The following is a 13,051-nucleotide window of genomic DNA, read 5'->3' on the forward strand; positions in this document are numbered from 1 at the left end:
TGTGAAAAAAATCCTAAAGTACACCGGTGGCACTTTGCTCGCCGCCATCGTCGCAGCCGGTGGTATTGCCACGCATGAAGTAATTGCCGAGAAACCCTTTTCCTTCCGTGTGTTTATCGATCGCCCGCTGGTGAGCATGGCGTTTGACAGCCCAGAGATGCTGACTTCCCTCGGCTTTCTCGAGTCCATGGGAATCAAGGGCCACAATGCTCGCCTGGACGAAACAGATCCCGAAAAAACCGCACAGATGTTTGCCGACTTTAAACAGTTCCGGGCGACTCTGGATCGCTATGAGGGGCTGGACGAAAACGAGGAGCTGACCCGCGATATCGCCACATACCTCGCAGATATGATCATTGCTGCGGAGCCATACCGCTACCACACCTACCCGGTGAATCAGTTGTTTGGTGTGCAGAATGGCTATCCAAGCTTTATGGAAGCGCAGCATCGTGTGGAAGACCTTGAAGACGCACAGAATTATCTGTCACGCCTGCAGGCGGTGGAGTCGAAATTCGGCGCGCAACTAGAAGATCTCAAGGTACGTGAAGAGCGTGGCATCGTTCCCCCGCGCTTTGTGATTGATCGGGTACTCGATGAGATGCGCGGTTTTGTGGAAACGCCGGCGCAAGAGAATATTCTGTATACCGCACTCGTGAAAAAGCTCGACGAAGCTGAAGACATTGACGCGGAAGCCGGCGCGCAGATTCTTGCCACTGCCGAGCAGCATATCGAGCAGTACGTGTACCCCGCCTATCAGGACATGATTGGTTACTTCTCCAACCTTTCCGACCGCGCTGGCAATGACCACGGCTATTGGCATCTGCCCGAGGGCGAAGAGGTCTACAAGCTCGCCCTGAAAATGTTTACCACTACCGACTACACCCCGGATCAAATCCATGAACTGGGCCTGTCTGAGGTGCAGCGTATTCAGTCGGAAATTCTCACCATCTTGAATGGAGAAGGTTTCGATACCTCCGTTGGCTTCACCGCGACCATGGCAGACCTCGCCGCGCGTCCAGAGTTTTATTATGAGGACACTGAGGAAGGCCGTGCGCAGATTCTGCAGGACTACCAGAAGATCCTCGACGAGATTGATGAGGGCATCGATGGTGCCTTCCGTGTGCGCCCGAAGGCCGGCATGGAAGTAGTGCGTATTCCTGAATTCAAGGAGAAGACCGCACCGGGTGCCTACTACGAACAGCCGGCACTGGATGGCAGCCGCCCCGGCCGTTTCTTTGCCAACCTGTACGATATCAAGGCTACTCCGAAATATGGTATGCGCACGCTTGCCTACCACGAGGGCATTCCCGGGCATCACTTCCAGATCGCCATCGCCATGGAGCTTGAAGGTATGCCATTTATGCGCCGCATGGCCCCGTTTACCGCCTATATCGAAGGCTGGGCCCTGTATGCGGAGCAGGTGGCGTGGGAACTCGGCTATCAGGATAACCCCTATGACAACGTGGGCCGTTTAGTCGGCGAGCTGTTCCGCGCGGTGCGCCTGGTTGTCGATACCGGCATTCACCACAAGCGCTGGACCCGCGAGCAGGGCATCGAATACATGCTGGCCAATACCGGTATGGCGGAGAGCGATGTAGTCTCCGAAATTGAGCGTTATATCGTCATGCCCGGCCAGGCGACCTCGTATAAGATCGGTATGATCAAGATTTTGGAGCTGCGTGAGAAAGCCATGCAAGAACTGGGCGACCAGTTTGATCTGCGCGACTTCCACGACGTGGTGCTGAAGAATGGTGCGGTGCCGCTGGATATTCTGGAGAAGATTGTTGACCGGTATATTGCAGACACCAAAAGCGGGTTCGAATATGTACCGGCTTCTTGATCAATAGTGTCAGTCTAGAAATTTTAACGCGTTGCTAGAAAACCCTGACAACTTAGGTGTCAGGGTTTTTCGAAAACAGTGTCCAAGGTAAACGGTTAGACTGAAAACCCATCTTTCACGTATTAAAGGCGCAGGCTCAAACCGAAGTATGGGCCCGTTGCCTCAAAATCCATGTTTAGCTCATCCAATTCAGTACTATCCATAAGAAGACCGCGATAGCCCGCTTCAAGTGCAAAATCCATCGTAGGCACGAAGTCCCAACGGACCTTTGCAGTCAATTCGCTTATTGTGTCACCGCGATAATTGGTTCCATTACCTTGAGCGATAATAGATAAGCCTGTGACGGGAAGCTCAAATTCGGCCATTAGATAAGCCATAGGTACTGTGCCAGCGAAGTCCAGGAGAATGCTTCTCGAGGGAATCAAATCCCACGAGCAGCTATCTGGACATCCGACAAGGCCAATCGGCGTCTTCTTTAATCGACCATCGTAGTTACGAGCGGTCAGGCCTAGATCGAGATTTAGCCAGTTATCTAAGACTTCATAATACAGCGTGGCGTCGGTATGGCTAAGGTCCATGTCATACGTGCCGTCCTCAAAAATCGTTTCGATATTGTTATGAGCCACTAGTATATTGGGCAGATAAGGTACGGGATGTTCCACTGCTATCTGTATGGTGATGTTACTCTCTTCTTGAAAAAAGTCTGCCGCGCGCAGGCCGTCGATCGAGCCCTCATAGGCTGTGGTCCAACTGCCGATTGTTGTATCAACGCCCAGAAGTGTGTCTGCGCTGGCGTGCGTAGACGCAAGGACTGCAAGTAAGGTTAATGTTGTCTTTTTCATCTTTAATATCCCTGCAAAAATTCAGCGATATTACAGATATTTTCAGCGGCAGTCATGATGGAGTTGGTCGGAGAGCTATTCTGAATAGTGCGCCTGGTTGTCGATACCGGCATTCACCACAAGCGCTGGACCCGCGAGCAGGGCGTCGAATACATGCTGGCCAATACCGGTATGGCGGAGAGGGATGTGGTCTCCGAAATCGAGCGCTATATTGTCATGCCCGGCCAGGCGACCTCGTACAAGATCGGTATGATCAAGATTCTGGAGCTGCGAGAAAAAGCCATGCAAGAACTGGGCGACCAGTTTGATCTTCGCGATTTCCACGATGTGGTATTGAAGAATAGTGCGGTGCCGCTGGATATTCTGGAGAAGATTGTTGACCGGTATATTGCTAATACACACGAAGGCTTAGGTAGCTGCGCAGAATCCTGATGGGATGTATCGGATAGTTCTAAGTAAAAAGCCCCGTTACCTTTTGGTGTCGGGGCTCCATTGTCCGAATTGGATTATTCTCCAATCAACGTTAAAGCTCGGCGGTCAATAGCACCGTGGCACCAGACTTCGGATCCATCGCAATCACTCTGCCTGTATAGAGATATACAAGTTCGCGTTCGCTGTCCCAAGTCAAACCATCGATACGGCTTTTAAGATTTGCGCCCGCGGTGTCTACAATTTCTCGCTCACCAGACTCCGGATCTATCGATATTAAGCGGTAGTAACCACCACTATCTCCGAGGGCATAGAGTTTTTGTATTTCCGGAACCCAGAGTAGCTTCCCGATAGTTGAAATTTCTGGTTGAAGGCCATCGTCATTGGAAGAAAGGACCGCCCTATCACCGCTAGCCAGGTCAACGGAAAGGATCTGTTCATCAATCGATATATAGGCGAGATTCTCGGTTTCATTTATCCCGATACCCGCTCCCCATACTGTATATGGTGATGGTCCTGTTCCCATGCCATCCTCAGGGCTGCTAATGAGGAGGCTATGTCCAGTCGATGTGTCGATAGAAACCAAATCAATATCATCAGACTTATCAATAATACCGATCAGGCGGCCATTAAACTCTTGTGACAGCCCCATATAGACTTCGCCGTAAGCGAGAGAGTGCCCGCTGCTTTCCGGGCTGTTTATTTCGCGCCGCACACCGTCGTCTAGTCCAACATAAGAAATATAATTGTCATTACTAAAATACAGCGCATTCTGGTTTCCTGCTGGAACAATGTTTCCGCCTTGCCAGCCCAGAAGAGCATCGCGATCATTTACCTTGACCTCTCTTTTACTGCCGCTATCGGGATCTACGGCGTACAGGTGATCATTGCCATATGCCAAGTAAATCGTGTCGGCGGCGCTGACATAGGCCATATCTTCAATAAGGCCGGAATTAGCGTCACCAAAGCGGGTAGTTCCAGTGACAATGCCTTGGTCAATGGCTAATTCCACAATGAATTCTTCGTAGCATTGCGCCAGATACAAATTGCCGGTTAGCGAATCCTTGTCCAATGTTGGGTTGTCGAGACTATAGACCTGAAAATTTCGCAGAATTTCACTGAAAGAAAACGCGATTTCCTGTGAGTTTCGGTCAACGGCAAACCCCGTATTGCTCCTAGCTCCCACGAAATAAAAATAGGTTTCGTCGACTACAAGTTGCGCCAGAGCGGCGTAGTGGTGGGTGTAAAGCTTGGTGCGTTCACCGGTGGTTAAATCAACCTGATAAACTTCACTTGATTCTGGTCTGTCAAAATTACCGCTGTCACCCACAAGCCAGTACAGCTGACCACTATGGAACCACACGTCAGCATATTGACCTGAAAGCAGTGGGCTTCCAGCAGAAGACTCCGTCGATAGGCGCTGGAGTGTACCGGACTCCAACGGATATACCCAAATAGCGGCAGCACTTCCAAAGTAGAGATTCTTTCCGCTTTCGTCGAAGGCCATTTCAATAACCGATCCATCGAACGTACTCAGGGTATCAATTTCGTTGATCTGTCCTGTGGTTAAATCATGCCTATAGAGCGTATGTTTAACCATTCCATATAAGGCATTCTCTATGGGAGAGTGTACAAAGCTATCAAACTTCAATTGCTGGTTGGCGGGTAAGAAATTCGCACTAGCACTGGCATAGTCGATGGTGAAGCCGGCGTGAGGCGTATACAAAAGACCATTGTGCGCGGCGACTCCCCCGCACCAGTCAAGTTCGGTTTCAGTTGTGACGTCGACCTCTAGCTCGACTGGCTCACTGACGTTTCCACTTATGTCAACTGCGACAGCTTTGACGGTATTTCTACGAAAGTCTGTTAGATTGATTTCTGCGACCCAGTAGCCGTCCTCGTCTATCGGGAAGCCCCCGATACCATTGACTTCGATTTCTGCAACTTCTTCATTATCAGTTGCATATCCGGCCAGGCGGAACCTTGTGGAATCAATCTTTACCGGGTTTTGGTGAGGAAAGCTGATCGATATTTCGGGGCTGACATCATCATTGATCACCGCGGGTGGTGGATCCTCGACGACGGGCTCTTGTGGTTGAGGTGTACTGTTGCCTCCACCTCCACCACATGCGGCGAGAGTGAATGCCATAGGCAGGAGCAGCCTTTTCGCGGAAAGGATCATTTTGAAACCCCTTATGATTATTAGACACGCAAGGTGGACATCTACAGCGGATGTAAGGCGTGTATTTAAACATAATGGTTTATAAAAAAGGAATCGCTTCTCAGGCGGGAATCGAAAGTTCTCACCCTCTTAAATCGCGAGGGTTTCGACACCTCCGTTGGCTTCACCGCGACCATGGCAGACCTCGCCGCGCGTCCAGAGTTTTATTATGAGGACACTGAGGAAGGCCGTGCGCAGATTCTGGAGGACTACCAGAAGATCCTCGACGAGATTGATGCGGGTATCGATGGTGCCTTCCGGGTGCGCCCGAAGGCGGGCATGGAAGTAGTGCGTATTCCTGAATTCAAGGAGAAGACCGCACCGGGCGCCTACTACGAACAGCCCGCATTGGATGGCAGCCGCCCCGGTCGCTTCTTTGCCAACCTGTACGATATCAAGGCCACTCCGAAATATGGCATGCGCACACTTGCCTACCATGAGGGTATCCCCGGACATCACTTCCAGATCGCCATCGCCATGGAGCTTGAAGGTATGCCATTCATGCGCCGCATGGCCCCGTTTACCGCTTACATCGAAGGCTGGGCCCTGTATGCGGAGCAGGTGGCGTGGGAGCTCGGCTATCAAGACAATCCCTATGACAACGTGGGTCGTTTAGTCGGCGAGCTGTTTCGCGCGGTGCGCCTGGTTGTCGATACCGGTATTCACCACAAGCGCTGGACCCGCGAGCAGGGCATCGAATACATGCTGGCCAATACCGGTATGGCGGAGAGCGATGTGATCTCCGAAATCGAGCGCTATATCGTCATGCCCGGCCAGGCGACCTCGTACAAGATCGGTATGATCAAGATTTTGGAGTTACGCGAAAAAGCCATGCAAGAACTGGGCGACCAGTTCGATCTGCGCGACTTCCACGATGTGGTGTTGAAGAATGGTGCGGTACCGCTGGATATTCTGGAAAAGATTGTTGACCGGTATATTGAGAGCAAAAAAGAAGGCATGGCGCTAGCTGCAGCCAGCTGATTCCACGTCCAAGCGACGTTTCAATTCTGTGCAAAAGAAGGCCCGGTATGACGCATATCGGGCCTTTTTAGTTTGGTCAGTCCTTCCCTAAAAGAGAGTAATCGGGGTTAGTTACCCGTTTTTTTAGTTCGGTGGAACCCATAGGTCACCACGTTTCTTACGTCGATTTAGTCATGTCTTGATTGCCACATTACCCTATCGTCTGATTCAAGTACCCTGCGCGCAATAATGGTTCTGCTGGCTGGGAGCAGAGGTTTGAGCGTATTCGTTGGAGAGTGGTATGAGCAGTTCCAGAACAGTCTGGGGTATTGGCACCGAGCGGACGATACGCCCTTTATGGGCTTTGGCTGAGCTCGGGCTGGACTATGAACATCAGAAAGTTCTGCCCCGGGGTGGTGGTATTGAGAACTCGGGATTACTCGAGCGTAGCCCACGTCACAAAGTACCATTTTTTGAGGATGATCGCGTCAGTATTGGCGAGAGCGCAGCGATCGTATGTTACCTGGCTGACCGCTATAGCGATCGGGGTCTACCTATGCCGGCTCTTGCTACCGCCGAGCGGGCGGTGCTGTTCGATCACATTTTCTACATCATGACCGAGATGGATGCGAGGCTGTATACGGTACGCATGCATTGTGATCCGCCCCAGGGCCTTTCGCAGACTTATGGTTCTGCCCCGGTGGCTGTCGATGCCGCAAAGAAATATGTCGGCCGCGGACTTAATGAGGCCGCGAGATGGTTCGAAGATGGGCGTGCATTTGTCATGGGCGAAGATTTCGGTGTCGCAGACTTGCTGCTTACCACCTGCCTGGACTGGGCCTTGGGCTATGAAATGGACATACCGGATGCGCTAACCACGTTTCGCGACAAGATTGCCAAACGCCAAGGTTATATCCAAGCAACGAATTGCAATGATGCCTCAAAGCTGTGAGCGGGCGCATGGCATATGTTGAGCCGATGCGTCGTCACCTTGCTGCTGTAATGAATCCTGCTACCTTGTTGTAACTCAGATATTTCGGAGAGATTTTTACGGAATAATTTGAGCTTAAGCGCGGTTACCAAGAAATCGATATTTTGAAACCGTTTGAATAAGCGATTGTGTGGCAAGTTGGCAACGAGTGTATGGATAAAATTGTTTCGTTCGATAGCGAACCATTAATTCTTGTTGATCATAATGGTAATGCTATTGGCCCAAAAGGCAAGAGTGACTGCCACGACGGGGAAGGTGTTTTGCACCGAGCCCTGTCTGTATTCGTATTCAATCCTGAGGGCGAAGTCCTCCTGCAACAGCGCAGCGGAGAGAAACGGCTTTGGCCAAACTTTTGGTCCAATAGTTGTTGTAGCCATCCACGTTGGGGTGAGAAATTGACTGCCGCAGCGCATCGTAGAGTCGATGAGGAGCTGGGGATGCGCGCGACATTAACATTCTGTTTTGATTTTGAGTATCACGCCAGATTCAGGGATCTCGGCTCGGAGCATGAGTACTGTGGTGTATTTGTTGGCACCTCAATTGATACACCGGAAATCAACAAGAACGAAATTTCAGACTGGCGCTGGATTAGCCAGTCTGAACTGACGGACGCATTAGCTGCCGACGCAAGTCATTTCACACCTTGGTTGGTCGCCGAGTGGAAAACGTTAACGACTAAATTCCCGCACCTTCTGCCCAAGAAACATTAGCGTCTAACTGGCGCACTTTTCTCATTACTGTCTGAATACTGTTAGCTCTGTCGGGCTTATTTCCCATTGCTTACTCGAGTGCTGGCGCGTGCAATGCTCGCATCAGACTTTGCGCGCCATGTTCCTTGCGTTTGAGTGGGCGCGGTCTAGATTTCTTGCAGCTAGTTCCAGCTGCACTCCGGTAGCTCGGTCATTGATTGTTCAATGAAACTGGGGTGTGAAAGACCGACCCACAAATAGTGCGTCACTTGTGACCACGATCCATATAACGTTAATAGGATCAGACACTGCTTCATGTCAATTGAACTCGGAAGCTTGTTGATGCCTTCTTTGGCTCCGGAAGTCTCGATAGCCGAAGGACAGCAGGCGGCATTAAATGAAATCGCGCTACTTGACTCGCTAGGCTTTTCCGAAGCTTGGATCGGGGAACATTTTACCGCGCCATGGGAACCATGCCCCGCACCAGACCTGCTGATTGCTCAGGCTTTACAGAAGACCCAGCAGATACGACTGGGCCCACTCGGGCATTTACTGCCTTATCACCACCCTATCGAGCTCGCACACCGTGCAGCCTATCTCGATCATATGGCACAGGGGCGTTATCAGCTCGGTGTGGGTATCAGTGCACTGCCCTCAGACCGAGAGCTGTTTGCGCTGGATTCGGCCCCGGATACCAATCGCGACATGACGTTTGAAAGTCTCGAGATGATGACGCGTCTTTGGGCCGAGGGCGATCAGGAGATGACGGGTAAATACTGGTCGTGCGGTAAGGTGCAAACCAATCTCGCGGGCCTTGGTTACCATTTAAAGCCTTACACCCAGCCTCACCCGCCAATCGCGATCGCAGGCCTTACGCCTGGCTCTCGCAACCACAAGCTTGCTGGTGAGCGGGGCTATATCCCTGTCAGTCTCAGTGTCAGTCCAGATCACCGAATAACCGCAGCGCACTGGTCAGCCGTCGAGGAGGGGGCCGCCAGAGTACAGCGAGTCCCTAACCGGAATGACTGGCGCATCGTGCGCGACATTTATGTCGCGCCTACTGATGAGGAGGCAAGAGAACTCGCGCTAAACGGAATGATGGGGCGTTGCTGGCAGGAGTTCTTACTGCCCGTATATCTGGGACTGGGTTTGGGGCCCTTCCTCAAAAAGAGCCCGGAGATGCATGAAGACCAGATTGATCTTGAATATGTGGCCGACAACCTCTGGTTTGTCGGTTCACCGGAAACGGTCGCGCAAAAAATTATGGATATGTACGGCGCAACAGGCGGCTTCGGCAAGCTTGTGATTCTGTCCTATCACTCTGAAAAGGAGCGGACTAACTGGGAGCGAAGTCTGCGGCTATTGACCGAAGATGTTCTGCCCCGTTGCAATGCCGCCATTGATGCGACAACGGCTGCGCAAAGGCTCCGTGAAAGCAGTGCCCAATTGACCGATTAACCCGCGTAAAGCGTTGCTGATATTTTTTATATTTACACAGGAAGTGAACCATGGCTTACACAGTGGATCGTGCCGCAATCCCTCGTACTTACCGCGAATACATCGAAAAGTTGGTTGAGATGGGCGAGGCGGTTGAAATCAATGACGAGGTGGACATAAAGCTGGAAATGGGTGCGATCTGTCGCCACTCATATGAAACCCGGGCCGAAGTCCCGGTGTTTAACAGCGTGTCTGGCACGCCGGAAGGAGAAGGTTTCCGCGCGTGCGATATCGGTTACACCAAGTCCGGTACACCGGGCAAAGAGTGGTGTCGGCTGGCAGTCATGCTCGGGCTGCCACCGGAAGCTGGCCTGATGGATATTCAAAAGGCCTATCTTGAAGCCCGTGACGGTACCGACGTGCATGATCCGGTGATTGTCGATGCTGCGGATGCCCCGTGTAAGGAAAACAAATGGACCGGTGATGAGGTAGACATCAACAAGATACCGGCACCGCTGGCGCATGATGGTGATGCTGGCCGTTACATTGGAACGGCCGGTGTAAACATCGTACGCACGCCAGACGAGAGCTGGACCAGTTGGTCGATCAACCGCGCAATGATCGTCAATAAGAACACCATGACGGGCCTGTGGTTGCCGTCTCAGCACAATGGCATGGTGCACGACGCCTGGGCGAAGGAAGGCAAAGATACCCCCTGGGCAATGGCCTTCGGTGTACCTCCGGTTGTGCTGTCCCAGGCTTCCGCCAAGGCACCGGACTATGAGAATGAATACGACTATGCCAGTCGCCTACTTGGCGAAGGCATTCGTATGGTTAAGTGCGAAACGAATGACCTACTGGTACCTGCGGACTCGGAAATTGTTCTCGAAGGCTATGTATCGAAAGATCAGGTTGAAAGCGAGGGCCCGTTTGGCGAATACCAGGGATACCTGCCTTTTGATTCCGTAAACCGGGCCCGCGTCACGGTGACCTGTGTCACCTATCGCAATAAGCCGCTCTTTCCGATTTCGATCCCGGGGAAACCCATCGACTCCTGTACGGTTGGTATGGGTTTCTTCATGTCTGGCGATGTTCTCGATGCACTGAAAAAAGAAGGGCTGCCGGTGGTCGATGCCATGCTCACTATGGAGTCGGCACTTGCGTGGCTGGTTGTACGTGTCTGTAATGACTGGCATGAAAAAACCGGCATGGCCATGGAAGAGTTTGTCAGAAAAATTGCCACCACCCTGTGGACCCAGCACTGCGGTAACGTCACGACCAAGCTGATCGTCGTCAATGAGGACATCGATCCGGACAATGTCAGTGATCTGAGCTGGGCGTTTGCCACCCGTAACCACCCAACAAAGGGCACCTTCGGCTTTCCGGATATCACCAACGTGGTCGGTACCGGTCTCGAGGCCTATCACTGCCAGAGCGATTTCATCCATGGCAGTGGCCTGACGGCATACAGCTGCCTGCCTGCAGAGAGTAAAACTGGGCAGCCTCTCGAGCGCATTCTCACGTTTGAAGATAACTATCCGAGCAACTTGCAGAAAAAAGTGGTGGATAACTGGGATAAATGGGGATTTGGTAAGTCCTAAGGCGCTGTGTCTATTTTTGACTGAGCCGGCGGGCGCGCGTGACCTACCTGCGCCACCGGCTAGGAAAGCGTCTGTTATCTGAGTAACAGCAAATTCGGAGGTTGTACTTGAGCTTTATTGCACTGGCGACCAATCAGTTTGAGGCTGTTGCCGAATTTTATGAGGAGATGCTCGGCTTGCCGGTTGTCGATCAATGGGACCGTGCACGGGGCCGAGGGCGACGCTTTGATCTGGGTGGTATGCAGCTGGAGATATTAGACAATCAGCGTGTGCCAGAGCCGATGAATCTTGGGCCCTCACGCAATAGCGTGCATGTGGTGGTGGAAGTGTCGGATATCGATGACTCCCACACGCAACTGAGAGAAAGGGGCAATAAGCCTCCGGCAGTAGAAGATACATCTTGGGGCGCTCGTCTATTTCGTCTCAATGATCCGGATGGCGTCGCTGTCACCTTCCTCCAGTGGACGTGAGAGCAAATAGGTACAAGGAGTAGAAGTATGAAACGACTCATTATTGGGCTTTCGGGTGCCAGTGGTGTTATTTACGGTATTCGCCTGCTCGAAATGCTGCGTGATATTCCTGATGTAGAAACGCACCTGATTATGAGTCGCTATGCGAGGCTCAATATCGAGATTGAAACAGAGCTTTCGGCAAAGTATGTAGAAAGTCTCGCGGACGAGGTGCACAGTCATAGTAATCAGGCAGCGAGTATTTCCAGTGGTTCGTTTAAAACCGATGGGATGATCATTGCTCCATGTTCCATCAAGACGCTATCTGCGATTGCACACTCGTCTGCTGAAAGCCTGATGTCGCGCGCAGCAGATGTCGTGCTGAAGGAGAGTCGCCGGCTTGTGCTTATGCCACGTGAAGTTCCCTTGCACACCGGTCACTGCAAGCTTCTTTATGAGGTATCCATGTTGGGTGCTCTGATTGCGCCGCCAATGCCTGCCTTCTACAACCATCCCAAAACCATCGACGACATTGTTAATCACAGCGTTGGCCGGGTACTGGACTTATTCGATATCGAATATTCCGGAGTAAAGCGCTGGCACGGAACTTCATCTTCATCGCAGTCTGTCGACAGGGAGAAAGCGCCAGAAGTTTTGGTTGCCGATCCGGATCAGGCGACTTCGTAGACGGCCGTGTGATCGAATGGTATGAAAATGTCTAAGTTCTATACCTGCCAATATATTCAATGCGTTCAGTGGTGTCTGGTTGTCATTTTATGCGTGTCGTTTTCGGGCGGGATAAATGCAGAATCCGATTGGCGCTACGATGTAACCCTCTACGCCAATGTGCCCACCCTCGAGGTGGAAACCCAGGATGGAACCAAAACCACGATCAGTCGCGGTGATGTTATTTCGGACCTCGACCTGGTGTATCAGTCACGTTTACGCGCGATGAAGGGTAAGTGGTCGCTTACTGCGGATCTTTATTACTTCGATATATCCAACTCGGATAAAGTCCAGCTTGAACCGGGCGTGATTCGCGACAAGGTCAGTCTTCAGGGGTTTTTGGGCACGCCCAGTATTGGTTACCGGGTTCACGGTTCCGCCACTGATGATATGTCCACGCATACCGATCTTTACCTCGGCGCGCGCTACCTGTGGATCGATAATGATACGTGGACGACAGAAGAGGGGCCGCCTCCGGTAGCAACCACTACCTCTGTGTCCTTTCGAAATTGGGATGCGATTGTCGGCGTACGCGGTCGATATTTTTTCAATGATCGTTGGTATGCACCGTATTTCGCCGATATCGGATCTGGCGAGTCGGACTCACTGGGGCAGGCAGCACTCGGTATTGCATATCGCTTCAGGTGTTTCAGTATGAGCGGCGGTTGGCGTTACATTCGTTACAATTTAGGTGATAGCGGCGGGCCGGTAAAGGAGCTGGATGCTAGCGGGCCCTTCGTCGGCGTAACGCTGTTTTTTAATTAATTGAGTATTATTTCCGCACTGTTATCTAAGTTTGTGATCTCTTTTAAGATTACTTTTCACGCGCATCTTTTCTTTTTCAAACCTGGCTGTCCGTTTTTTCT

12 protein-coding genes are annotated in these 13,051 nt (G+C 51.7%); 10 read left to right on the top strand and 2 right to left on the bottom strand.

Translation table 11 applies throughout. The annotated features are described in order from the left end of the window. The first annotated feature begins 1 nt into the window (after position 1). Positions 2 to 1,840, top strand: coding sequence for a DUF885 domain-containing protein (locus KUV22_RS07910; protein ID WP_222229966.1), 1,839 nt, complete (start codon positions 2 to 4; stop codon positions 1,838 to 1,840). 122 nt (positions 1,841 to 1,962) lie between these two features. Here KUV22_RS07910 and KUV22_RS07915 read toward each other — a convergent pair whose 3' ends face one another. After that, positions 1,963 to 2,682, bottom strand: coding sequence for a TIGR04219 family outer membrane beta-barrel protein (locus tag KUV22_RS07915; protein ID WP_222229968.1), 720 nt, complete (start codon positions 2,680 to 2,682; stop codon positions 1,963 to 1,965). Positions 2,683 to 2,769: 87 nt separating this feature from the next. Between KUV22_RS07915 and KUV22_RS07920 the strand changes: the two genes are divergently transcribed. Beyond that, positions 2,770 to 3,114: a DUF885 family protein gene (locus KUV22_RS07920; RefSeq protein ID WP_315857518.1), complete on the top strand. Its 345-nt coding sequence runs from the start codon at positions 2,770 to 2,772 to the stop codon at positions 3,112 to 3,114. A gap of 91 nt (positions 3,115 to 3,205) precedes the next feature. Here the strand turns inward: KUV22_RS07920 and KUV22_RS07925 are convergent, their stop codons facing one another. Beyond that, on the bottom strand, positions 3,206 to 5,293 hold the full coding sequence (locus tag KUV22_RS07925) for a hypothetical protein (protein ID WP_222229970.1): 2,088 nt from the start codon (positions 5,291 to 5,293) through the stop codon (positions 3,206 to 3,208). A gap of 81 nt (positions 5,294 to 5,374) precedes the next feature. Here KUV22_RS07925 and KUV22_RS07930 point away from each other — a divergent pair, with 81 nt between their 5' ends. The 8 genes from KUV22_RS07930 (at position 5,375) to KUV22_RS07965 (ending at position 12,950) form a co-directional block, all read left to right on the top strand. Next, positions 5,375 to 6,313: a DUF885 domain-containing protein gene (locus KUV22_RS07930; protein WP_222230438.1), complete on the top strand. Its 939-nt coding sequence runs from the start codon at positions 5,375 to 5,377 to the stop codon at positions 6,311 to 6,313. Between the two features lie 280 nt (positions 6,314 to 6,593). After that, entirely contained in the window at positions 6,594 to 7,244 is a 651-nt protein-coding gene (locus KUV22_RS07935) for a glutathione S-transferase family protein (RefSeq protein ID WP_222229972.1), read from the top strand. Between the two features lie 191 nt (positions 7,245 to 7,435). After that, complete coding sequence (gene idi / locus KUV22_RS07940; RefSeq protein ID WP_222229974.1) at positions 7,436 to 7,993, top strand: isopentenyl-diphosphate Delta-isomerase; 558 nt, start codon at positions 7,436 to 7,438, stop codon at positions 7,991 to 7,993. Positions 7,994 to 8,287: 294 nt separating this feature from the next. Beyond that, complete coding sequence (locus KUV22_RS07945; RefSeq protein WP_222229975.1) at positions 8,288 to 9,430, top strand: LLM class flavin-dependent oxidoreductase; 1,143 nt, start codon at positions 8,288 to 8,290, stop codon at positions 9,428 to 9,430. Between the two features lie 50 nt (positions 9,431 to 9,480). Next, the gene (locus KUV22_RS07950; protein WP_222229976.1) at positions 9,481 to 11,010 is read left to right on the top strand and encodes a UbiD family decarboxylase; all 1,530 of its coding nucleotides are present in this window, start codon (positions 9,481 to 9,483) and stop codon (positions 11,008 to 11,010) included. A gap of 107 nt (positions 11,011 to 11,117) precedes the next feature. Then, positions 11,118 to 11,480, top strand: coding sequence for a VOC family protein (locus KUV22_RS07955; protein ID WP_222229978.1), 363 nt, complete (start codon positions 11,118 to 11,120; stop codon positions 11,478 to 11,480). 27 nt (positions 11,481 to 11,507) lie between these two features. Then, the gene (locus tag KUV22_RS07960; RefSeq protein WP_222229980.1) at positions 11,508 to 12,146 is read left to right on the top strand and encodes a UbiX family flavin prenyltransferase; all 639 of its coding nucleotides are present in this window, start codon (positions 11,508 to 11,510) and stop codon (positions 12,144 to 12,146) included. 93 nt (positions 12,147 to 12,239) lie between these two features. Next, complete coding sequence (locus tag KUV22_RS07965) at positions 12,240 to 12,950, top strand: hypothetical protein (protein ID WP_222229982.1); 711 nt, start codon at positions 12,240 to 12,242, stop codon at positions 12,948 to 12,950. Positions 12,951 to 13,051 lie beyond the last annotated feature (101 nt).

It is taken from the genome of Microbulbifer agarilyticus (genome assembly GCF_019800665.1).
Lineage (GTDB): Bacteria > Pseudomonadota > Gammaproteobacteria > Pseudomonadales > Cellvibrionaceae > Microbulbifer > Microbulbifer agarilyticus_C.

Coding starts and splice junctions, on each gene's coding strand:
- KUV22_RS07915 (WP_222229968.1), bottom strand. CDS start 2,682: ATGAAAAAGACAACATTAACCTTACTTGCAGTCCTTGCGTCTACGCAC.
- KUV22_RS07925 (WP_222229970.1), bottom strand. CDS start 5,293: ATGATCCTTTCCGCGAAAAGGCTGCTCCTGCCTATGGCATTCACTCTC.
- KUV22_RS07935 (WP_222229972.1), top strand. CDS start 6,594: ATGAGCAGTTCCAGAACAGTCTGGGGTATTGGCACCGAGCGGACGATA.
- idi (WP_222229974.1), top strand. CDS start 7,436: ATGGATAAAATTGTTTCGTTCGATAGCGAACCATTAATTCTTGTTGAT.
- KUV22_RS07945 (WP_222229975.1), top strand. CDS start 8,288: ATGTCAATTGAACTCGGAAGCTTGTTGATGCCTTCTTTGGCTCCGGAA.
- KUV22_RS07950 (WP_222229976.1), top strand. CDS start 9,481: ATGGCTTACACAGTGGATCGTGCCGCAATCCCTCGTACTTACCGCGAA.
- KUV22_RS07960 (WP_222229980.1), top strand. CDS start 11,508: ATGAAACGACTCATTATTGGGCTTTCGGGTGCCAGTGGTGTTATTTAC.